The 23,109-nt window shown below is 64.5% G+C and carries 14 protein-coding genes, 2 tRNA genes and 2 rRNA genes; 12 read left to right on the top strand and 6 right to left on the bottom strand.

Features of this window, described 5'->3' with window-relative positions:
* Positions 1-25 precede the first annotated feature (25 nt).
* Together ACIGJB_RS28150 and ACIGJB_RS28145 are read right to left on the bottom strand one after the other, a co-directional pair.
* Entirely contained in the window at positions 26-1,636 is a 1,611-nt protein-coding gene (locus tag ACIGJB_RS28150; protein ID WP_483733229.1) for an OPT/YSL family transporter, read from the bottom strand.
* Positions 1,637-1,716: 80 nt separating this feature from the next.
* Positions 1,717-2,442, bottom strand: coding sequence for an IclR family transcriptional regulator (locus ACIGJB_RS28145; protein ID WP_483733228.1), 726 nt, complete (start codon positions 2,440-2,442; stop codon positions 1,717-1,719).
* Between the two features lie 199 nt (positions 2,443-2,641).
* On the opposite strand from ACIGJB_RS28145, the gene ACIGJB_RS28140 reads away from it, so the two are divergent.
* Complete coding sequence (locus tag ACIGJB_RS28140) at positions 2,642-5,371, top strand: hypothetical protein (protein ID WP_483733227.1); 2,730 nt, start codon at positions 2,642-2,644, stop codon at positions 5,369-5,371.
* Positions 5,372-5,386: 15 nt separating this feature from the next.
* On the opposite strand, the gene ACIGJB_RS28135 is transcribed toward ACIGJB_RS28140, so the two are convergent.
* Entirely contained in the window at positions 5,387-6,142 is a 756-nt protein-coding gene (locus ACIGJB_RS28135) for an IclR family transcriptional regulator (protein WP_483733226.1), read from the bottom strand.
* A gap of 204 nt (positions 6,143-6,346) precedes the next feature.
* Here ACIGJB_RS28135 and ACIGJB_RS28130 point away from each other — a divergent pair, with 204 nt between their 5' ends.
* The 7 genes from ACIGJB_RS28130 to ACIGJB_RS28100 all read left to right on the top strand — a co-directional run bounded on the left by ACIGJB_RS28130 (position 6,347) and on the right by ACIGJB_RS28100 (position 14,996).
* A complete protein-coding gene (locus ACIGJB_RS28130; RefSeq protein ID WP_483733225.1) occupies positions 6,347-7,360 on the top strand; it encodes an LLM class flavin-dependent oxidoreductase in 1,014 nt (337 codons plus the stop codon).
* 272 nt (positions 7,361-7,632) lie between these two features.
* The gene (locus ACIGJB_RS28125; protein ID WP_483733224.1) at positions 7,633-9,603 is read left to right on the top strand and encodes a sigma-54-dependent Fis family transcriptional regulator; all 1,971 of its coding nucleotides are present in this window, start codon (positions 7,633-7,635) and stop codon (positions 9,601-9,603) included.
* 248 nt (positions 9,604-9,851) lie between these two features.
* A complete protein-coding gene (locus ACIGJB_RS28120) occupies positions 9,852-10,949 on the top strand; it encodes an ATP-NAD kinase family protein (protein ID WP_483733223.1) in 1,098 nt (365 codons plus the stop codon).
* A 34-nt stretch (positions 10,950-10,983) separates the two neighbouring features.
* Positions 10,984-11,982 carry a thiamine pyrophosphate-dependent dehydrogenase E1 component subunit alpha gene (locus tag ACIGJB_RS28115; RefSeq protein WP_483733222.1) on the top strand — a complete coding sequence of 333 codons (999 nt, stop codon included), beginning with the start codon at positions 10,984-10,986 and terminating at the stop codon, positions 11,980-11,982.
* 43 nt (positions 11,983-12,025) lie between these two features.
* Entirely contained in the window at positions 12,026-13,042 is a 1,017-nt protein-coding gene (locus tag ACIGJB_RS28110) for an alpha-ketoacid dehydrogenase subunit beta (protein WP_211950366.1), read from the top strand.
* A complete protein-coding gene (locus ACIGJB_RS28105; protein ID WP_483733221.1) occupies positions 13,042-14,154 on the top strand; it encodes an acetoin dehydrogenase dihydrolipoyllysine-residue acetyltransferase subunit in 1,113 nt (370 codons plus the stop codon). Before ACIGJB_RS28110 ends, ACIGJB_RS28105 begins: the two co-directional genes overlap by 1 nt.
* Before the next feature lie 95 nt (positions 14,155-14,249).
* A complete protein-coding gene (locus ACIGJB_RS28100) occupies positions 14,250-14,996 on the top strand; it encodes a lipoate--protein ligase family protein (protein WP_483733220.1) in 747 nt (248 codons plus the stop codon).
* A 3-nt stretch (positions 14,997-14,999) separates the two neighbouring features.
* Here ACIGJB_RS28100 and ACIGJB_RS28095 read toward each other — a convergent pair whose 3' ends face one another.
* From ACIGJB_RS28095 to ACIGJB_RS28085, 3 genes are all read right to left on the bottom strand, one after another.
* Complete coding sequence (locus tag ACIGJB_RS28095; RefSeq protein ID WP_483733219.1) at positions 15,000-15,770, bottom strand: DUF3047 domain-containing protein; 771 nt, start codon at positions 15,768-15,770, stop codon at positions 15,000-15,002.
* A gap of 306 nt (positions 15,771-16,076) precedes the next feature.
* On the bottom strand, positions 16,077-16,898 hold the full coding sequence (locus ACIGJB_RS28090; RefSeq protein WP_483733218.1) for a hypothetical protein: 822 nt from the start codon (positions 16,896-16,898) through the stop codon (positions 16,077-16,079).
* Positions 16,899-17,131: 233 nt separating this feature from the next.
* Complete coding sequence (locus ACIGJB_RS28085) at positions 17,132-17,524, bottom strand: OsmC family protein (protein WP_483733217.1); 393 nt, start codon at positions 17,522-17,524, stop codon at positions 17,132-17,134.
* Between the two features lie 565 nt (positions 17,525-18,089).
* Here ACIGJB_RS28085 and ACIGJB_RS28080 point away from each other — a divergent pair.
* From ACIGJB_RS28080 to ACIGJB_RS28065, 4 genes are all read left to right on the top strand, one after another.
* Positions 18,090-19,623 (top strand): 16S ribosomal RNA (locus tag ACIGJB_RS28080).
* 64 nt (positions 19,624-19,687) lie between these two features.
* Positions 19,688-19,764, top strand: a tRNA-Ile gene (locus ACIGJB_RS28075).
* A gap of 11 nt (positions 19,765-19,775) precedes the next feature.
* Positions 19,776-19,851, top strand: a tRNA-Ala gene (locus ACIGJB_RS28070).
* 306 nt (positions 19,852-20,157) lie between these two features.
* Positions 20,158-23,038: ribosomal RNA gene (locus ACIGJB_RS28065) — 23S ribosomal RNA — on the top strand.
* The 16S and 23S rRNA genes sit together here with 2 tRNA genes alongside, the layout of an rRNA operon.
* Positions 23,039-23,109 lie beyond the last annotated feature (71 nt).

Raw genomic sequence — 23,109 nt, 5'->3', positions numbered from 1 at the left:
GTAATGCGAATGCGGGAGGAGTGTGTTACTTGCGCAGCTTGGTGACCGAGCCGATGAAGCTGAACAGCGCATCGCCCGCGATCACGCCGCCGGCAAAGGCGCTCATCTCGGCAACGTGTTTGTCGCCGCGCAGGCGCTGCACGATGAAGCGGATCAGCAGGCCGGCCAACACTGCCCAGCCGGCCAGCGGCGAGGCGATCAGCATGCCGGTCGAGAGCAGGATGCCGAGCTGGCGCTTGGAGCCGCCAATCAGCTGCAGCAGCGCGCCAGGGATCGCCCAGATCACCAGGTTGCGCGCGATTTCCGCCGACGAGCCGGCCTTGATCGACGCCGCGTAGACGCGGTCGACGGGCGGGATCAGGTTCTGTGCGAAGAAGCTGCCGTGGAACACCAGCACCACCACCGCGGCCACGGCGAAGCCGATCATCGCGGCCAGGAACTGCTGCTTGCGGCCGGCCAGTTCGGCTTCCATGTCGCGGCCTTCGCCGCGCAGCAGGTAGCCGGTCTTGAGGTCATAGCCCATGTCGGCGAAGGCCGGACCAGTGGCGGCCGAGAAGCCCACCAGCACTGCCAGCGCCGTCGGCGGGAAGCCGATCAGGATGCCGATGGTCAGCGTGATCAGCGCCACCGCGAAGGCCGGGAACCAGCCCGAATGCATCGCGGCGATGCCGACGATCAGCTCGTGCACATAGGCGGCGAACGCGGCGTAGAGCACGAAGACGACGAGCATGCCGAGCGACATGTCGGACACGTGGCCGGCCAGCACCGAGATCAGCAGCGCGATGGCCAGGTAGATCAGGAAGCCGCCGGACAGGATGCGGCTGGCGCGCGAGGCCGGCACTTCGACGGTGCGCGCGTCGGCAGCCGGCGCGTGGCGCGCGCGGCGGATCTCCACCGCCACCTGGAACAGCGCGACGATGCCGGCGCCGATCATGAGGCCGTGCGGGATGTAGGCCTTGGCAATATCCACGCCGGTCACTGCCACCGAGTAGCCGCGCACCAGCAGGCCGATGCCGAACATGGTCAGCGCCGCCAGGTTGCCGAGGAACGCTGCGCCGAACGCGGACATCGGCACCCCGAGCCATGCGCCGCCGACGCCCACGGCAATGCCCAGCCCCAGGAACGCCGCCTTGCGGCCGCCGCGATCGCCGGCCCAGATGGCTTCGGCGGTGGCAATGCCCGCGGGCCACGTGCCCGTGGCCGGGAAAATCTTGCTGCCGAACAGGAAGTACAGCATGGCGCCGTCGACGAACATGGCGATCACCGCGCCAATCAGCATCGGCGAGGCCAGTTCCGGCATGCCCATCGCATACGGCACGCCGATCGGGATCATCAGCGAATTGGCCGCGCCGAACGTGGCCGACGAGATCGCGGTCTGCACCAGGTTCTGGCGTTCGAGCACGCGGAAACGGCGCGTGATTTCAAGCGGGATGCGCGAGAACACGATGGCGATCAGCGCGCCGATGATCGAGGTATTGGCGGAGATGCCCAGCGACACGATCAGCTGCATGCCGATCATCGCGCCGAACACGGACAGCACGACGGAAACCAGCAGCAGGAGCGGCTCCATGAAGCGCGTTCTTGTCGCTGGTTGCGCCACCCCCGGCGCGTTCAGTTCTGTTTGCATAGGCGTCATGTCTACCGTTCCTCCCTAGTGTTGTCTCGTTTTGCGCGCCCCGCCAGTTCCGCTGGCCGCCCGCTGTTTGTGGTGTGTGGTCAGCGCAGGAACCCTGTCACCGGCCCGATGGTGTCGCGTGCGGCCCGCAGCGCATCGAGCAGGCGCGGCAAGGCGTGTTCATCGAGCCGTTGCAGCGGCCCGGCAATCGCGAGCGAGCCGATCACGGCGCGCGTGTCGCGGCTGTACAAGGGCACCGCCAGTCCGGCCACGGTCGCCGCGGATTCCTCGCAGGTGTAGGACCAGCCTTCGGCACGGACTCGAACCAGACGCGCTTCGAGTTCTTCATCGGCCAGGCCCGCGCGTTGTGCCACGCGCTGCCGCAGTGCTTCCGGCTGGAAGGCCAGGATGGCCTTGGCATGGGCGCCCGCATCGAGCGCGAAGCGCTGGCCCACCTCGATCGAAAAGCGGAGCTGGTGCTGGCTCTGCGCGATGTCCGTGCACAGGCCTTCGTCACCGTCCAGCCACGACAGGAACACGGTCTCGCCGCTCTGGCGCACCAGCGCTTCGAGCGCGGGCTGCACGACCTCGGCCGGCGAAAACGTCTTGCGCATGACCTGGCCCAGTTCGAACCAGCGCAGACCCAGGCCATAGCGGCCCATGGCGTCCTGCACCAGGAAGCCGTTGGCGGCGAAGGTGGCGAGCATGCGATGGACCACGGCGTGATGCACGCCGCTTTCGCGCGCCAGTTCGCGAACGCCCCAGCTTGGCTGGCGCGCGTTGAAGTGGGTCAACAGCGCCAGTGCGCCGTCGAGGGTCTTGAGCATTTCCGTTGCCTTGTGTCTCTTATACAGAGACAACGTCTCTGATACAGAGAAATGCTAGGCCTCGGTGACCCTCTCCAACAATCAGGGTTAACGCGCATACGACGGGATACGGTCGGGCACGAGACGTTGGCGTCTCATGTGAGGGAGTGGCTGGAGAGCGTCCTATACTTGGCACGGATCCTTCGCCACGGAGGCGTTCATGCCTGCAGAAGACCACGGATTCAGCGACGAAGCCGTCCGGATCGCGCAAAGGCGCCGGCAGCTTGGCATTCCGGCGCGCCCCGGCGCGGACATGCGCAACTGGGCCCTCGCGCTGTCCGGCGGTGGCATTCGCAGCGCCACGTTCTGCCTCGGTGTGCTACAGGCTCTGGCGGGCACGCCGTTGCGGCCGACGGCTGAAACTGATGGCGCGCAGCCAGGGGCGCCCGCTCCGCCGGCCTCGCTGCTGCCCCAGTTCGACTACCTGTCCACGGTCAGCGGCGGCGGCTTCCTCGGTGCCTTCTTCACCAGCCTGTTCGTGCCGGGCCGCCTGCGGCGCGGCACGAACCCGGTACAAGCGGCGGCCGACGCGTACCACACGCTGCAATGCGAGCCGCCCGGGCGCATCCGCACATCGGTGTCCTATGCAGCCGACCCGGGCCGCGGCGCCGTGGCGTGGCTGCGCGAGAACGGCCGCTACCTGTCGCCGACCGGCGCCGGCGACAACCTCTACGCCGCCGTGCTGGTCCTGCGCAACTGGCTGGCGATGCATTACGTGATCGGCAGCGCGCTGCTGCTCGTGCTGGCCTTGCTGGCGCTGGGCCAGTACATGGTCACGGGCATGTCGTACAGCCTCGGCCGCTACGAGATGGACTTGCTTCATGACGCGCGCCAGGCGTTCAACCAGGGCGAATGCATGGTCTGGTGGAGCACCTTGCTGTGGTTGCCGGTGGGCACGGCGCTGTTGCTGGCCGTGCCGCCCGGGCTGGCCTACTGGATGGTGTATCCGCGTGCCAGCGACCCGCAGTCGGCGGCCCGCTTCTTCAGCCCCGGCCCGATCGTCGCGACGCTGGTGGCCATCCTGCTGCTGCTGGCGGCGCGGTGGGTCGTGTGGCTGGGCCCGGGACTGGTGCTGGCCTGCATCCTGGCGGCGGCTGGCGCGCTGACAATGCTGGCCGTGCTGTGCTGTCTGGCCCTGCTTGTCCCGGCGCCGCGCGCGGTATCGGACTATCGCGTGCGCGCCACGCGCGCCTTGCGCGGCGCGGTGACGCTGACGCTGTGGCTGCTGGCGCTAGGGATGGCCGACACCATCGCGCGCACGACCTTCCTCTATGCCTCCATGACCGCATCGGCATGGCGCGCGGGCGTTCCAGCCGGCGTGCTTGCCGCGCTGGTCTGGCTGGTACGCTACAGCGCCAGCCTGCGCGACGAAGGCAAGCGGGACAGTGCCGATACGCCTTGGCGCGCGCTGCAGGCGCACCTGCCCGTATCGCTGATGGCCGGGGCGCTGGCCGCGCTGCTGGCGCTGCTGGTGTACGTGCTGTGGTCGTGGCTGGTGCTGGTCGTGCGCTGGAACGGCCGGGAGCCAGTGGACTGGCTCGTGTTCGGCAATGCCTATACCGGCCCGGTGCTCGTCGTATTGGTGCTGGTGGCGCTGTTGCTTGCGGTCGTGGCGGGGCGCTTCACCGGCTTCCTGAACCTGTCGACGCTGCAGCCGTTCTATGCGGCGCGGCTCACGCGCGCCTACCTTGGCGCATCGAACGGCGAGCGCTTCGTCCCGCATCCGGCGAACAGGCAAGGGCGCGAGCGCTTCAGCGTGGCCGAGCCCGTGCCCGGCGACCAGCTCAGCCTGAACACGTACTACGATCCGCGCGTGCTGGCGCCGCTGCACCTGATCAACGTCACGCTGAACCAGACCGTCGATCCGGCCGAGCAACTGGTGCAGCGCGACCGCAAAGGCAAGCCGCTGTGCGTCGGCCCTGGCCCCAGCGTAGTCCAGCCCGGGGCGGCGCAGACGCTGCCATCCGATAGTTATGCGCGCTTTCTTGTCGACGGGCGTCCTTGTTGTCCGGACCTGTCGCATCCGGGAACGGCCCGCGTGGCCGATTCCCGCACCGTGGGCGACTGGATCGCGATTTCCGGCGCGACGCTGGCGACCGGCATCGGGCGGGCCACGACGCTCGGCACGTCGCTGCTGATGGGTTTGGCGAATCTGCGGCTCGGTACCTGGTGGCCGTCTTACCTGCATGACGGTCCGCGCCATGCGGGCCACGTGCCGGCTGCGCAGCGCCTGCCCGAGCGTGCCACGCACCCGGTGCTGGCGCGCTTCAGCGCGTTGTTCCGCACGCAGTATTGCCTCGCTTGCGAGCTCGCCGCGCGCTTCCACGGCATGCATCGCGGCTGGCAGTACCTGTCGGACGGCGGGCACTTCGACAACACCGGCGTGTACGAGCTGTTGCGCCCGGGCCGCGATGTGTCACTGGTCGTGCTGTGCGATGCCGGCGGCGATCCCGACTACCGCTTCGGCGACCTGGCCAACCTGATCCGGCTCGCGCGGATCGACCATGGCCTGGAAATCGTGGTGGATATCGAAGCTGCCACTACACACCCGGTGCTGAGCACGGTGTTCGGCGTGCCGGAAGATTTTGGTACGCAGACCAATGGCGCGGCGGCGGGCAAATGCGCGGTGCTGCTGAATGTGTACCGCGCGGGCCCGGCTGTAGAGCGGCGTGATCCGGTCTGCCGCATCGTCCTGCTCAAGCCGCGGCTGGCGGACTGGGCGCCGGCCGATGTGCAGCAGTACGGCGCGGACCGTCCGGCCTTTCCACAGGAGGCCACCTCCGACCAGTTCTTCGACGAGGCGCAGTGGGAAAGCTATCGCGCGCTGGGCCACGCCATCGGCGCGCGCGTCTTTGGCGGCGCGGTGGGGCAGGCGCTAATGGCGGGCTGAATGCGGAAACCCGGATCAGCGCACGAAGCCGATCACATCTTCGAGCCGGCTGCTGGCATCGCGCAGGGCCTCCAGCAGGCGCGGCACCGCATCGTCGCCGAGCCGCTGCTGCGGACCGGCAATCGCCACCGAGCCGATCACCGCGCTGCGGTCGCGCGACCACAGCGGCAGCGCCAGCCCGGCCACGCTCGCGGCGGCTTCCTCTCGGGTATGCGCCCAGCCGTGCTGGCGCACCTCGTCAAGCTGGGCTTCGATCGTGTCGCGGTCCAGCGTGGTATGCGGCCCCATCTTCTCCATGCCCTGGCGGTAGACCTCGTCGCGGAACGCGTCGTCCTGGAAGGCGAGCATGGCCTTGGCGTGCGCGCCCGCATAAAGCGGAAAGCGCTCGCCCAGTTCGATCGAGAAGCGCAACTGGTGCTGACTCTGCACCAGCCCCACGCACAGGCCCTCATGGCCGTCGAGCCACGACAGGAAGACCGTTTCGCCACTTTGCGCGGCCAATTTTTCCAGTACCGGGCGCACGATCTCGTCAGGCGAGAAGCTCTTGCGCACGACCTGGCCCAGCTCGAACAGGCGCAGGCCGAGCGAGTACTTGCCGGTGGCCGCGTCCTGCACCAGGAAGCCGTTGGCCGCGAAAGTAGCCAGCACGCGATGCACCACTGCGTAGTGCACGCCGCTGTGCTTGGCGAGTTCGCGCACCCCCCAGGTGGGCTGCCGCACGGTGAAGTGGGTCAGCAAGGCCAGGGCGCCGTCCAAAGTCTTGAGTGTCATACCGATATTTTGCTTCGCATGGGGCAGCATGGTACGGGACAAGCGGCGCTGCGCTCAATCCTTCCGCCGAAAAGCCTCGCGCCGATAACCACGCCGCCGGTAAGGCCGCGTGACGGCCGCCAGCGCGATTGCCGGGGGCTTACTAAGATAGCGGACGTTTTCGATTCCCCCGCGCATCGGTGCCGACGCGCCAAGGCAGCTTCCATGACGACCCCGATTCCCTATTCCGTTCTCGACCTGGCCCCCATCGCACAAGGCAGCGATGCCGGCCAGGCCATGCGCAACGCGCTCGACCTGGCACAGCACGCCGAGCGCCTGGGCTACCGCCGCTTCTGGCTGGCCGAGCACCACAATATGCCCGGCATCGCCAGCGCTGCCACCGCCGTGCTGATCGGCTACGTGGCCAATGGCACGCGCACCATCCGCGTGGGCTCGGGCGGCGTCATGCTGCCCAACCACTCGCCGCTGGTGGTGGCCGAGCAGTTCGGCACGCTGGCCTCGCTGTTCCCGGGCCGCATCGACCTTGGCCTGGGCCGCGCGCCCGGCACCGACCAGGCAACGGCGCGCGCGCTGCGCCGGCAGCTGTCGCAGGACACGGCCGACTCGTTCCCGCAGGATGTGGAAGAACTGCAGGCCTATTTCGATGACGTGCGCCCGGGCCAGCGCCTGCGCGCGGTGCCCGGCGCGGGCCTGAAGGTGCCGCTGTGGCTGCTTGGCTCCAGCCTGTTCAGCGCGCAATTGTCGGCGGCAATGGGCCTGCCGTTCGCATTTGCCTCGCATTTCGCGCCGGGCTTCATGCGCCAGGCCGTCGACCTGTACCGGCGGACCTTCCGGCCTTCCGCGCAGCTGGAGCGGCCCTACGTGATGCTTGGCCTCAATGTGTTCGCGGCGCAGACCGACGCCGAGGCCCGGCGCCTGTTCAGCTCCTTGCAGCAGCAGTTCCTGGCGCTCGTGCGCGGCACGCCGGGGCAGTTGCGCGCGCCCGTGGACGATATCGAGGCGCTGTGGAACGAGAGCGAGGCCGACCATATCCGCCGTTCGCTCGCGTGCTCGGTGGTGGGGAGTCCGGAAACCGTGCGCGCCGGCATGCAGCGCTTTGTCGATGACCTGCGGCCGGACGAACTGATGCTGACCGGCCAGATCTTCCACCACGCCGCGCGCCTGCGCTCGTTCGAGATTGCCGCCGACACGGCGCGTGCGCTGACGCCGGCGGCCTGAAGGGGAAACCACTGTCATTCCCGCCTGCGCGGGAACGACGGTGGTTAGCTGAACGGCATTACTTCGAAGGCCCGGGCAATGTCCTGTCCCCACCGTACTGGAATGCCGCCTGGCGCACATGGCTGCGGCGGCGATGACATCGGTTTGCACCGTCCCGACCGCGTCGGATACAGTAAGCAGCCAGTACAGAGTCGCGCCACGACGCGACCGGTTCGCCAGTCCGCCAATGTGCCCTCCGCGGCGCACGCCGCGGAGACGACAAGGAGACAGCGATGGACCTGCGGCAACGCGAGCACATCGAGACGGTAGTCCACGCCACCACCTACCTGCCGCCACCCGCGCTGCCCGCGGAGCGGCCCACGCACGATGCCGTGATCGAGAATTCGTGGCGGCGCTGCGTGCACCAGTACGGGCTGGACCCGTCGCGCATGCAGGAAGCCCGCATCGTGCCGCAGACGCGGCTGCGCGAACACCAGCAACGCATCGACGATTTCGCGCGCATCGCGCGCCATGGGCTCGAGAGCCTGTACGCCCAGGTCGCGGGCCTCGGCTACGTGGTGCTGCTGACCGATGCGCAGGGCGTGACCGTCGACTACATCGGCGATGCGCGCACCGATACCGACCTGCGCCATGCCGGCCTGTACCTGGGCGCGGAATGGAGCGAGTGCGGCGCGGGCACGTGCGCCGTCGGCACGGCCTTGTTCACGGGCGAAGCCCTGACCGTGCACCAGGCCGATCATTTCGACGCCACCCACATTCCGCTGACCTGCACCGCAGCGCCGCTGTTCGATACGCACGGCAACCTGCACGCGATCCTGGACATCTCCGCGCTGACGTCGCCAAATGCCAAGGACAGCCAGGGGCTGGCGCTGCAGCTGGTGCGCATCTACGCGGCCCATATCGAGAACGCGAATTTCCTGCGCGCGCATCACCGCGACTGGATCCTCAAGCTGAACGTCGCCCCCGAGTTCGTCGACGTCAACCCGGAGTACCTGCTCGCACTGGATGACAGCGGCCGCATTGTCGGACACAACCACCGCGCGCGGCGCATGCTGGAAGGGGAACTGGCCACCGGCACGGTGCTGGGCCAGTCGTTCGAGACGCTGTTCAACGCGCGGCTCGAAGACCTGGGCCGCTATGTCTACTCGCGTCCGAGCGAGCAGCGCCTGGTGGCGCTGAACCGCAGCGGTGGCCTGCTGTACCTGAGCGTGATGCCGCCCGCCTTGCGCTGGCAGGCTAGTGGCACGCAGGAGCGGCCCGCGCCGCTGCCGGAGCCGCTGGCGGCATTGTGCGGCGGTGATCCGGCGCTGCAGCAGCAACTGCAGCGTGCGGCGCGGCTGGTGGATTCCCCGATCAACCTGCTCATCAACGGCGAAACCGGCAGCGGCAAGGAGTACTTTGCCAAGGCGCTGCACCTGGCCAGCGCGCGCCGCGGACAGCCGTTCGTGGCGGTGAACTGCGCCGCCATTCCGGAAACGCTGATCGAGAGCGAGCTGTTTGGCCACCTGCCCAACAGCTTCTCGGGCGCCGGGCCGCGCGGCAAGCGCGGGCTGATCCAGGAAGCGGACGGCGGCACGCTGTTCCTCGACGAGATCGGCGACATGCCGCGCGAGCTGCAGTCGCGGCTGTTGCGCGTGCTGGCCGAGGGCGAGGTGCTGCCGATCGGCGCGGCGCGTCCGGTGCCGGTCCGCCTGCGCGTGATTTCGGCGACCCATCACCGGCTGGAAGACCTGGTGGCGCAGGGACGTTTCCGCGAGGACCTGTTCTACCGGCTCAACGGTGCGCGCTTCGCGCTGCCGCCATTGCGCGATCGCACCGACTTCGAATGGCTCGTGCAGAAGATGCTCGATGAAGGCGGCCAGCGCGGCATCACGTTGTCGCCGCAGGCGCGCGATCAGCTCTGCCACCACCGCTGGCCCGGCAACCTGCGCGAGTTGCGCAACGTGCTGGAGTACGCGCGTGCCGTCTGCGCCGGCGGGTATATCGATGCCCATGACCTGCCCGATGGCCTGGGCGCGCCGATGCGAGTGTCCGCCGTGCCGGTGCTGCCCCCGCAGCCGGATGACGCGCCGGAACTGCCGCCCGAAGCCATGCTGCTGATGCAGTACCTGCGTGCGTCAGGCTGGAACCTGAGCGCCGTGGCGCGGCAGATCGGCGTGAGCCGCATGACGCTGTACCGCCGCATGGAGCGCTACGGCATCCAGTCTCCCAACCGCCGCGACGGCGACCCGCCCCAGTCGTAACGGCCATCACGGCCATCACGGCCATAAAGCTGCCAACGATACAGCTGTCCAGCGCTGTACACCTGCGCTGTGACACCTGTCACGCCATGAACGCCGCCGGCACGGCCCGCGCGGCGGCCTGACCCGCGTTTCCTGCGGGTTATCCCGCAATTTTCCTGGTCCCCTGGGTCGCTACAGCGCGCCGCGCATGCTGGCATAGCCATTGCAATCTGCCTGTCAGCACAACGACAACAGACAGGAGACAGGCCATGCAAGCACGGTCCGACGGTGCGCCGCTGGTAGGCATCATCGCCAACCCGGTGTCGGCGCGCGATATCCGCCGCGTGATTGCCAATGCCAACAGCCTGCAGCTGGCCGATCGCGTCAACATCGTGCTGCGGCTGCTGGCCGCGCTGTCGGCCTGCGGCATCGAGCGCGTGATGATGATGCCGGATCGCGAAGGCTTGCGCGTCATGCTCGCGCGCCACCTGAGCCGCCACCTGAGCCGCCACCTGAGCCGCCACCAGGGGCCGGACGCCGGGCTGCCGGCGGTCGAGTACATCGACATGCCGGTCACGGCGCGCGTCGACGATACGCTGAATGCGGCGCGCCACATGGCCGATGCCGGCGTGGCCGTGATCATCGTGCTCGGCGGCGACGGCACGCACCGTGCGGTGGTGCGCGAATGCGGCGGCGTGCCGATCGCGGGCCTGTCCACCGGCACCAACAACGCGTTTCCGGAAATGCGCGAGCCGACCATCACCGGGCTGGCGGCGGGTTTGTATGCGATGGGACAGGTGCCGGCCTCGCAGGCGCTCGCATCGAACAAGCGGCTCGATATCGTGATCCGCGATGCCGACGGCGGCTTCCGGCGCGATATCGCGCTTGTCGACGCGGTGATTGCCCACGAACACTTCATCGGCGCGCGGGCGCTGTGGAAGGCCGACACGCTGGCGGCCGTGTATGTGGCGTTCGCCGATCCGCAGGCCATTGGCCTGTCCGCCATCGCCGGGCTGCTGGAGCCGCTGGGCCGGCGCGAGCCGGGCGGCCTCGCGATCGAGCTGGCCGTGCCGGGGCAAGGCGAGTTCGTGCTGCGCGCACCGATCGCCCCGGGCCTGCTGTGCCCCGTCGACGTGGCGGGCTGGCAGTACCTCGAACATGCGCGGCCGCATCGCGTGCGCCAGCGGTCCGGCATCGTCGCGCTCGACGGCGAGCGCGAACTGGCCTTCGGGCCCTGCGACGAAGTCAGCATCACCCTGCACGAACACGCGTTCCGCAGCATCGACGTGGCCGCGTGCATGCGCTATGCCGCGCGCGAGCGGCTGATGCGCAGCGTATCCCTCACGCAACCAGCAATCACGTATTGAGCAAGCCGTACCACCCCAACCCAAGGAGACAACCATGAGCGCCAGTGCCATGCAAACCGGCCCCAGCGGGCTCGACAGGGAGACCCTGCTGACGGTGTATCGCAAGATGCGCACCATCCGCGATTTCGAGGAACGCCTGCACGTGGACTTCGGCCGCGGGGACATTCCGGGCTTTGTGCACCTTTACGCGGGCGAGGAAGCCGCCGGTGTCGGCATCCTCCATCACCTCCATGATGGCGACCGCATCGCCAGCACGCACCGCGGCCACGGCCACTGCATTGCCAAGGGCGTCGACCCGGTGGCGATGATGAAGGAGATCTACGGCAAGAAGGGCGGTTCGTGCAACGGCAAGGGCGGCTCGATGCATATCGCCGATCTGTCCAAGGGCATGATGGGCGCCAACGGCATCCTGGGCGCGGGCGCGCCACTGGTCTGCGGCGCCGCGCTGGCCGCCAAGTTCCGCGGCAAGGGCGAGGTCGGCATTACCTTCTGCGGCGACGGCGCCTCGAACCAGGGCACCTTCCTCGAAAGCCTGAACCTGGCCGCCGTGTGGAACCTGCCGGTGATCTTCGTGATCGAGAACAACGGCTATGCGGAGTCGACCTCGCGCGACTACGGCACCGCAGTGGACAGCTATGTGGATCGCGCGGCCGGCTTCGGTATTCCCGGCGTGACTGTGGACGGTACCGACTTCTTCGCCGTGCACGAGGCCGCCGGAGAAGTCATCCGCCGCGCGCGCGAAGGCGGCGGCCCGGCGCTGCTCGAATGCAAGATGGTTCGCTTCTACGGCCACTTCGAAGGCGATGCGCAGACCTATCGCGCGGCCGGCGAACTTGACGATATCCGCGCCAATCGCGATTGCCTGAAGCTGTTCACGCGCACGGTGACGCAGGGCGGCGTGATCTCGCGCGAGGAGTTCGAGGCGATCGATCGCGAAGTCGCCGCGCTGATCGAGCACGCGGTGCAGGAAGCCAAGGCCGCGCCGCTGCCTGGGCCGGAAGATCTGTTGACCGATGTCTATGTGAGCTACTGAATCGCCAACCCGACACAGCTATTCCATCATCAGGAGACAGAACATGGCTCGCAAACTGAGCATCAAGCTGGCGATCAACGAGGCGATCGACCAGGAAATGACGCGTGACCCCAGTGTGATCATGCTGGGCGAAGACATTGTCGGCGGCGCCGGCGCGGACGGCGAAAAGGACGCCTGGGGCGGCGTGCTCGGCGTAACCAAGGGCCTGTATGCCAAGCATGGCGACCGGCTGCTCGATACGCCGCTGTCGGAATCGGCCTATGTGGGCGCGGCGATCGGCGCGGCGGCCTGCGGCATGCGGCCCATCGCGGAGCTGATGTTCATCGACTTCATGGGCGTGTGCTTCGACCAGATCTTCAACCAGGCCGCGAAGTTCCGCTACATGTTCGGCGGCAAGGCCGAGACGCCGGTGGTGATCCGCGCGATGGTCGGCGCAGGCTTCCGCGCGGCCGCGCAGCACAGCCAGATGCTGACGCCGCTGTTCACGCATATCCCGGGCCTGAAGGTCGTGTGTCCGTCCACGCCATATGACACCAAGGGCTTGCTGATCCAGGCCATCCGCGACAACGACCCGGTGATCTTCTGCGAGCACAAGAACCTGTACGGGCTGGAGGGCGACGTGCCCGAAGGCGCTTACACGATCCCGTTCGGCGAGGCCAATATCGCGCGCGACGGCAAGGACGTGACCATCGTTGCGTACGGGCTGATGGTGCATCGCGCGCTGGACGCGGCGGCGACGCTGGCAAAGGAAGGCGTGGAAGCGGAAGTGATCGACCTGCGCACGCTGTCGCCGCTGGACATGGATACGGTACTCGAATCGGTCGAGAACACCGGCCGCCTCGTCGTCGTGGATGAGGCGAGCCCGCGCTGCAATATCGCAACCGATATTTCGGCGCAGGTGGCGCAGCAGGCGTTCGGCGCGCTCAAGGCCGGCATCGAGATGGTCTGCCCGCCGCACACGCCGGTGCCGTTCTCGCCGACGCTGGAAGACCTGTATATCCCCAGCGCCGCGCACGTAGTCGCAGCGGTGCGCAAGACCATGAAGGGAGGCAAGCACTGATGGCCGCACCAATTACCCCGATCGTGATGCCCAAGTGGGGCCTGTCGATGAAGGAAGGCACCATCAATGCCTGGCTCGTCGACGAAGGCGCCGAGATCTCGGTGGGCATGCCGATCCTCGATGTGGAAACCGACAAGATCGCCAACGCCGTCGAGGCGCCCGACGCCGGCACCCTGCGCCGCAAGGTGGCCGGCGTGGGCGAGGTGCTGCCGGTCAAGGCTTTGCTTGGCGTGCTGGCGTCAGCGGAGGTGAGCGATGCGGAAATCGATGCCTACATTGCGGCTTATGAAACGCCGGCGGACGACGGCGACGAGGAGGAGGCCGGACCCGCGTACCAGTATGCCGACGTCGACGGCATCCACGTCCGCTATGCCCGCAAGGGCAACGCGGAGCAGGCGGTGCTCTTCCTCCATGGATTTGGCGGTGACCTGGACAACTGGCTGTTCAACCTCGACGCCCTCGCCGACGCGTACACCGTGGTGGCGCTTGACCTGCCCGGTCACGGACAGACGTCGCCGCGGCTCGCGGGCACGACGCTGGCGGAGATGGCCGGCTTTGTAGCGCGCTTCCTCGACACGGTGGGCATCGATTCGGCACACGTGGTGGGCCACTCCATGGGCGGCGGCATTGCCGCGCAGCTCGCCGTGGATGCGCCGCGGCGCGTGCGCTCGGTGGCGCTGGTGTCGCCGGCGGGCCTGGGCGACGAGATCAACAACGGTTATACCGAGGGCTTTGTCAGCGCGCAGTCGCGGCGCGAACTCAAGCCCGTGGTCGAGCTGCTGTTCGCCAACCCGGAGCTGGTCAGCCGGCAGATGCTGGACGACCTGCTGCGCTACAAGCGGCTCGACGGCGTGCAGGAATCGCTGTCCGCGCTCGGCGCGAGCCTGTTCGCCGGGGGCCGCCAGCGGGAACTGCCTGGTCAGCGGCTGGCAGATACGGGTACGCGCACGCTGGTGGTGTGGGGCGCGCAGGATCGCATCATCCCCAGCGCGCACGCGCAGAATGCGCCGGCCGGCGCCACGGTGAAGGTGTTCGACGATGCCGGGCACATGAGCCAGATGGAGAAGGCCAGCGACTTCAACGCGCTGCTGCGCAAGCACCTGGCTGGCTGAGGCAAGTGGCGCGGGCAGATTGCAGTACCGTCCGCGCCGCGCCTTGTCTCGCGCGGCCTGCTATCGTGTGACAGGCCACTGCCAGGACGAATTCCATGCCATTTGCGTTCATCGAAACCGATCCCGCCGAAGACGATCCGCTGCAGGCCGAACTGGCGCTTCTCGATCTTGCTACGCAAGGGGATCCGGTTGCCCAGTTGTGGGAAGCACCGGACTCGCTGGTGGTGCCGCGCAGTTACCTGCGATACGAGCGATTCGAAGCGGCGCGCGCCAGCTTCGCGCGGCGCGGCTGCCCGGTCTGGTTGCGCATGTCGGGCGGCGGGCTGGTGCCGCAGGGTCCGGGCATCCTGAACCTGAGCCTCGCGTACCGCGTGGACGGACCGCCCGGCGCGCTGAGCGAGGCGGTGTACCTGCACCTGTGCGAGGTCGTCGGGCAGGCGCTGCGCGGGCTTGACGTCGAGACCCACTGGCAGGCGGTGGACGGTTCCTTCTGCGACGGCCGCTTCAACCTTGCGTGGGGGCCGCCGGGTCAAGCGCGCAAGATCGCCGGAACGGCCCAGTACTGGCGCCGCGCGCCCGCGGCCGTGCAGGCGCCGGATGGCCAGCGCCACCTGGTGCTGGCGCATGCGGTGCTGCTCGTCAGCGCGGATCCGGTCGCGATCACGCGGCGTGCCAATGATTTCGAGGCCGAGGCGGGCACCGGCCGGCACTACGACGCCGACAAGGTGGTCAGTGTGCAGCAGGCCATCGGCAGCGCCGCAACGGACGGAACAACGTTGATGGCGCAGGTCATCGAGGCGCTCAAGGCCAGCGCGGCCACCACGCCGCCGCCGCACGCCTAGTGCCTAGCGCGCAGGGAGGAAGCGCAGATCGCCGTACCAGGCACGCGTTGTCGCGCCGGTATTGTCGGTATCGGTCAGCAGCCCATAGCCGGAGATCTTGCCGGGCGATTCGTGGAACGCCCGTTCGTAGTCCTGCGCGATATTGCGGCGCAGGCTCTGCCACTGACCTGCGTCGCCAGGACGGCCGGAGACCACGATCATCTGCACGCGGTCCGTGTGCGGATTGGGGATGATGCTGCCGGGCGCCGCCGAGGTCGACCAGATATACATCAGCGTCGCGTAGGGCAGGTCTTCGCCGCCGAAGCGCTTGGCCAACTCGATGCTGGCGCGGTCGCCGAACGCCAGCTTCTCCTTGTCGCCCTCGAAGAAGAACACCAGCCGCGCGGGAGCGTCTTCCTTGCTGCCCTCATTGTTATTGGCGCCTTCAATGGGGGCTTGCGCTTTCCAGCGCCAGGCGACGACCGGCGTGCGGCGCAGGTCGATATTGCCCTTGTGCATCAGCGCCGAGGCCGCAGCGCTGGCGTCGGCCTGCAGGACAGTGGTGGCGCCATCCTTCACCAGGCTGTAGCGAGTCTCGGCCTTGCCGTGGACGACTGGCAGGTTCTTCCAGTCGGCCGGCACCGGCGCGCCGGGACGCAGGGCGGAGAACGCGATGCCGGGCTGGTCGTCCTGTGCTGGCAGCGCCGGGGTTGCGAGCAAGGTGGCACTACACAGCAGGGCGCGCAGCAGCGATCCCGTCTGCCTGTGTGCGCGCCAGTTGGACGGGATAGGCATGGCGGTATCGCTCCGGTTGCTGGGCATTGCTGAATTGTAGTGAGATGGCGCACTTTCCGTTGCGCCAGGCAATGCCGGATCGGGTGCGAGTGGGAGCGAGGCGCGGCGGCCGCTGGCATCGCGCTGACAGGACTGGCCGCCAGGAACTGGCGCAGCGCTGCGCGCAGCTTGAAAAAAATCGCGGCCCGCACAGGGGCCGCTAATCGGGAATGCGAGGAGGTCAGTTTCCTCATGAGGCTTTATCGGCGCAATGGCGCGCATCGAGACCCCTCTTTGGTAGGGACAGTGTCCTGGCTCGCGTCCCGATCATGCGATCAGGTAATTTGGGCCCGTGGGGGGAACGGTGGCGGCGCGCCGCTTCTGGACATTCGCCATCAGTTCCGCGTGGGCGGCGTCGAGCCAGTCGACGCGGTGGCGGACAGGATCGTTTGGCGAGAGGTCGCGCGCGGGAATCTCGCGCAGGAAGTAGCGCACCATGTTTCCAGCGCGCGCGGGGACCGGCATCATCCCCAGCAACTGATGCCGGGCCAGCAGGCGCCGGCTCGCCGCATGGCGCAGCCCGGCCCACGCGGTACGGCCCAGCGCAATGTACAAGGCGTCGGGGCGCATCTGCCGGATCGCGCCGAGGAAGTGGGTGTCGAACGCGGCGCTCAGCATCGGTGTTGCGAGCAGGTCTTCCAGCGTGCCGTCGAAGGCAAGCCCGCGGCGCGTGGTGGCGAACGGCAGCAGGGCCAGCGGCTGGAACTGCTCGAAGCCTTCATTCCACAGCGCCGCAGCGTGCGGCAGTCCGACCAGTTCCGGCGCGCGGAAATGATCGAGCATGCGGATCAGGTTAGGCCGGACCAGCTGGCCGCCCAGTTCGACGCGGCGCTTGTTCTCGCGCTGGATCACGCGGGCAGGCGTGCGGGCCTGCAGCAACTCCTCCGTCACCGTCGCCGCGAGCCGCACATGGGCGTGCCCGGGCGTCGTACTGACCAGCACCAGGCGGGCGCCGGAGTTGTGATGCTCGTGCGGCACGTACGTCATCGTGTACGTGCCGTCCTCGCCGACCAGAATGGGCTTGGCGATCACGCCAGCAGCGCCCGTGCGCCGGATCTGGGCGCAATATTCTTCGATGTAATTCGTCAAGATGCCCCCGCTCCACAGCGATAAAGGTGCTGCCTTTTTCTTTTTTATTCATGGTAAGACGCGCAGCTGGCTGCCTACAAAATAGCGAGTGGCGTCTTCAGCGCTTGGCACCATGAGCTTGGTGGGGCAGCGAACAAAGGCGGTGCATTCGGCCAACAGGCGCTGGCGCCGGTCTGCCGGATGGCTCGTCTGCCGCTACCGTACCCATGGTGTGGGTCAAGACGATGACGCGATCAGCTCGATAGCGTGGTGTCGATGACAATCTCGGCCGACAATGACTTGTGCACCGGGCACTTGTTGGCCACGCGTAGCAAGTCTTCGAGGATCTTGGCGTCAAGGTCGCCGGCGACATGCACCTCGCGCTTCATCGCATAGCGGCCATTGCTCTCCTCGTGGGTCACGGAGGCCTGGATGGAGGCCACGGCATAGCCCTTGCGCTTGGCATAGAGCTGGAGCGTAAGCACCGTGCACGCCGCGAGCGCCGAATCCAGCAGGTCATGCGGGTTCGGATACTGTGGGTTGCCGCCGGCGGAGTGGTCCAGGTCGGCTTGCCAGTTCGCCTCGCCATTGCTCAGGTTGCAGAGCGTATTGCCCTGGCTCGGCTGCCACGTCGCTTGGATAGTCATCGAACGTCCTTGTCCTTATAGGGGCCGGAGTTCGGCCCGGGAGTAACGATTCTATACAGTCATCGGCGGCAGGACCGCACTAGTGTCTAAAGCGTTACTTTTCGACCTTCTCGAATTATTTCGCTGAATCGCTTGCCAAAGCCGGCGCACCCCCGTACTATTCGCCCCCTCGCAACACAACGCGGCGCTGCAAAGCAGACGCAGCAAGGGTTGTGGGGTTGATCGGGTGGTTCGGCGGCGCGAAGTTGGCGCGACGAACCGGAGCAAAAAAGATTGCTGACCTGGTTGACGAAACGAAGAAAGTGCTACATAATCTCGTTTCTCTGCTGCAGACAACGCAGCGCGCTGAACGGCAAAGCCGGCAGCGAAGTTCTTTAACAACCAAACAACCGATAAGTGTGGGCGCTGGGTAGCGGACGCACGAGGTCTTCGGACTTCGGAGCTTCACAAGTTATACAGTGCTCGCACAGCAAAACGTGACTGGGTCTTCGGATCTGGTCAGTCAGTTTTCTGAGAGTGAGCGACCGCTCGAAAGAGCGAGGGTCTTCGGACCCACACAGAGATTGAACTGAAGAGTTTGATCCTGGCTCAGATTGAACGCTGGCGGCATGCCTTACACATGCAAGTCGAACGGCAGCGCGGGCTTCGGCCTGGCGGCGAGTGGCGAACGGGTGAGTAATACATCGGAACGTGCCCTGTCGTGGGGGATAACTAGTCGAAAGATTAGCTAATACCGCATACGACCTGAGGGTGAAAGCGGGGGACCGGTAACGGCCTCGCGCGACAGGAGCGGCCGATGTCTGATTAGCTAGTTGGTGGGGTAAAGGCCTACCAAGGCGACGATCAGTAGCTGGTCTGAGAGGACGATCAGCCACACTGGGACTGAGACACGGCCCAGACTCCTACGGGAGGCAGCAGTGGGGAATTTTGGACAATGGGGGCAACCCTGATCCAGCAATGCCGCGTGTGTGAAGAAGGCCTTCGGGTTGTAAAGCACTTTTGTCCGGAAAGAAAACGTCCTGGTTAATACCTGGGGCGGATGACGGTACCGGAAGAATAAGCACCGGCTAACTACGTGCCAGCAGCCGCGGTAATACGTAGGGTGCGAGCGTTAATCGGAATTACTGGGCGTAAAGCGTGCGCAGGCGGTTTGATAAGACAGGCGTGAAATCCCCGAGCTTAACTTGGGAATGGCGCTTGTGACTGTCAGGCTAGAGTATGTCAGAGGGGGGTAGAATTCCACGTGTAGCAGTGAAATGCGTAGAGATGTGGAGGAATACCGATGGCGAAGGCAGCCCCCTGGGACGTCACTGACGCTCATGCACGAAAGCGTGGGGAGCAAACAGGATTAGATACCCTGGTAGTCCACGCCCTAAACGATGTCAACTAGTTGTTGGGGATTCATTTCTTCAGTAACGTAGCTAACGCGTGAAGTTGACCGCCTGGGGAGTACGGTCGCAAGATTAAAACTCAAAGGAATTGACGGGGACCCGCACAAGCGGTGGATGATGTGGATTAATTCGATGCAACGCGAAAAACCTTACCTACCCTTGACATGCCACTAACGAAGCAGAGATGCATCAGGTGCCCGAAAGGGAAAGTGGACACAGGTGCTGCATGGCTGTCGTCAGCTCGTGTCGTGAGATGTTGGGTTAAGTCCCGCAACGAGCGCAACCCTTGTCTCTAGTTGCTACGAAAGGGCACTCTAGAGAGACTGCCGGTGACAAACCGGAGGAAGGTGGGGATGACGTCAAGTCCTCATGGCCCTTATGGGTAGGGCTTCACACGTCATACAATGGTGCGTACAGAGGGTTGCCAACCCGCGAGGGGGAGCTAATCCCAGAAAACGCATCGTAGTCCGGATCGTAGTCTGCAACTCGACTACGTGAAGCTGGAATCGCTAGTAATCGCGGATCAGCATGCCGCGGTGAATACGTTCCCGGGTCTTGTACACACCGCCCGTCACACCATGGGAGTGGGTTTTGCCAGAAGTAGTTAGCCTAACCGCAAGGAGGGCGATTACCACGGCAGGGTTCATGACTGGGGTGAAGTCGTAACAAGGTAGCCGTATCGGAAGGTGCGGCTGGATCACCTCCTTTCCAGAGGCGCGCGTTCTGCGTGTCCAGTGTCCACACTTATCGGTTTGTTTGCTGTTACAGCCAAGGGTCTGTAGCTCAGGTGGTTAGAGCACCGTCTTGATAAGGCGGGGGTCGTAGGTTCAAGTCCTACCAGACCCACCAAGTTATCCGAGGGGGGATTAGCTCAGCTGGGAGAGCACCTGCTTTGCAAGCAGGGGGTCGTCGGTTCGATCCCGTCATCCTCCACCATCGCTCTGACGAGTGAGTTGCGGAAACCTGGAATTGGTTGTCAAAGGAAAGCATTTGATTGAGTGCTTCCCTTTGGCATTGCCAAGCGAGCGCGGGTCTATCCTGCGCATCGGCTGTTCTTTAACAATATGGGATGTAGTAAAGGTGTCGCGCGAGCGTTGATGAGACGCTGCAGTACAAACGCGATACCGGGTTGTGATTGTATCAACCAAAATGTATTTAAGTGATCGAAAGATGACTTGGAATACGGCACAAATGCGAGAACTCACCTGTAGCGATAGTGTCGCTGAGACACACTCGTTATAGGGTCAAGCGAACAAGTGCATGTGGTGGATGCCTTGGCGATCACAGGCGATGAAGGACGCGGTAGCCTGCGAAAAGCTTCGGGGAGCTGGCAAACAAGCTTTGATCCGGAGATGTCCGAATGGGGAAACCCGGCCCGCATGGGTCATCCCTTGCTGAATACATAGGCAAGGGAAGCGAACGCGGCGAACTGAAACATCTAAGTAGCTGCAGGAACAGAAATCAACCGAGATTCCCAGAGTAGTGGCGAACGAAATGGGAAGAGCCTTGTACTCTTTAGCAGTGTTGTTAGCAGAACGGGATGGAAAGCCCGGCCATAGCAGGTGATAGCCCTGTATGCGAAAACAGCGTTGTGGAACTAGGTGTACGAGAAGTAGGGCGGGACACGTGAAATCCTGTCTGAAGATGGGGGGACCATCCTCCAAGGCTAAATACTCGTGATCGACCGATAGTGAACCAGTACCGTGAGGGAAAGGCGAAAAGAACCCCGGGAGGGGAGTGAAATAGATCCTGAAACCGCATGCATACAAACAGTCGGAGCCTGGAAACGGGTGACGGCGTACCTTTTGTATAATGGGTCAGCGACTTACATTCAGTGGCAAGCTTAACCGATTAGGGCAGGCGTAGCGAAAGCGAGTCCGAACAGGGCGTTCAGTCGCTGGGTGTAGACCCGAAACCAGATGATCTATCCATGGCCAGGTTGAAGGTGCGGTAACACGTACTGGAGGACCGAACCCACTAACGTTGAAAAGTTAGGGGATGAGCTGTGGATAGGGGTGAAAGGCTAAACAAATCTGGAAATAGCTGGTTCTCTCCGAAAACTATTTAGGTAGTGCCTCGTGTCTCACCTTCGGGGGTAGAGCACTGTCATGGTTGGGGGGTCTATTGCTGATTACCCCGCCATAGCAAACTCCGAATACCGAAGAGTGCAATCACGGGAGACAGACATCGGGTGCTAACGTCCGGTGTCAAGAGGGAAACAACCCAGACCGCCAGCTAAGGTCCCCAAATATAGCTAAGTGGGAAACGAAGTGGGAAGGCTAAAACAGTCAGGAGGTTGGCTTAGAAGCAGCCACCCTTTAAAGAAAGCGTAATAGCTCACTGATCGAGTCGTCCTGCGCGGAAGATGTAACGGGGCTAAGCTATATACCGAAGCTGCGGACGCACAGCAATGTGCGTGGTAGGAGAGCGTTCCGTAAGCCTGTGAAGGTGTCTTGTAAAGGATGCTGGAGGTATCGGAAGTGCGAATGCTGACATGAGTAGCGATAAAGGGGGTGAAAGGCCCCCTCGCCGTAAGCCCAAGGTTTCCTACGCAACGTTCATCGGCGTAGGGTGAGTCGGCCCCTAAGGCGAGGCAGAGATGCGTAGCTGATGGGAAGCAGGTTAATATTCCTGCACCGTCGTATGATGCGATGGGGGGACGGATCGCGGAAGGTTGTCCGGGTGTTGGAAGTCCCGGTCCCTGCATTGGAGAAGGCGCTTAGGCAAATCCGGGCGCGGGATTCAAGGATGTGGGGCGAGCGGCCTAGTGCTGCGAAGCAATTGGAAGTGGTTCCAAGAAAAGCCTCTAAGCTTCAGTCATACGAGACCGTACCGCAAACCGACACAGGTGGGCGAGATGAGTATTCTAAGGCGCTTGAGAGAACTCGGGAGAAGGAACTCGGCAAATTGGTACCGTAACTTCGGGATAAGGTACGCCCTGGTAGCTTGACTGGCCTGCGCCAGAAGGGTGAAGGGGTTGCAATAAAATGGTGGCTGCGACTGTTTAATAAAAACACAGCACTCTGCAAACACGAAAGTGGACGTATAGGGTGTGACGCCTGCCCGGTGCCGGAAGATTAAATGATGGGGTGCAAGCTCTTGATTGAAGTCCCGGTAAACGGCGGCCGTAACTATAACGGTCCTAAGGTAGCGAAATTCCTTGTCGGGTAAGTTCCGACCTGCACGAATGGCGTAACGATGGCCACACTGTCTCCTCCCGAGACTCAGCGAAGTTGAAGTGTTTGTGATGATGCAATCTCCCCGCGGCTAGACGGAAAGACCCCATGAACCTTTACTGTAGCTTTGCATTGGACTTTGAACCGATCTGTGTAGGATAGGTGGGAGGCTTTGAAGCGTGGACGCTAGTCTACGTGGAGCCGTCCTTGAAATACCACCCTGGTTTGTTTGAGGTTCTAACCTTGGCCCGTGAATCCGGGTCGGGGACAGTGCATGGTAGGCAGTTTGACTGGGGCGGTCTCCTCCCAAAGTGTAACGGAGGAGTTCGAAGGTACGCTTGGTACGGTCGGACATCGTACCTAAAGTGCAATGGCAAAAGCGTGCTTAACTGCGAGACCGACAAGTCGAGCAGGTGCGAAAGCAGGACATAGTGATCCGGTGGTTCTGAATGGAAGGGCCATCGCTCAACGGATAAAAGGTACTCTGGGGATAACAGGCTGATACCGCCCAAGAGTTCATATCGACGGCGGTGTTTGGCACCTCGATGTCGGCTCATCTCATCCTGGGGCTGTAGCCGGTCCCAAGGGTATGGCTGTTCGCCATTTAAAGAGGTACGTGAGCTGGGTTTAAAACGTCGTGAGACAGTTTGGTCCCTATCTGCCGTGGGCGTTGGAATCTTGACGGGGGCTGCTCCTAGTACGAGAGGACCGGAGTGGACGTACCGCTGGTGTACCTGTTGTCTCGCCAGAGGCATCGCAGGGTAGCTATGTACGGAAGAGATAACCGCTGAAAGCATCTAAGCGGGAAACTCGCCTGAAGATGAGGATTCCCTGGCGGCTTGACCGCCTTGAAGGGTCGTTCGAGACCAGGACGTTGATAGGCTGGGTGTGGAAGCGCAGTAATGCGTTAAGCTAACCAGTACTAATTGCCCGTAAGGCTTGATCCTATAACCAGTGTGTTTTAGCCTGGTGGGTCGATCGCCTTGTGCCGGCTGATACAGCACAACCCAAGACTACA

It is taken from the genome of Cupriavidus sp. C2SS-8b, assembly GCF_057073745.1.
Note: the sequence above shows the minus strand (reverse complement) of the source record. Positions and strands in the feature narration are given on the sequence as shown.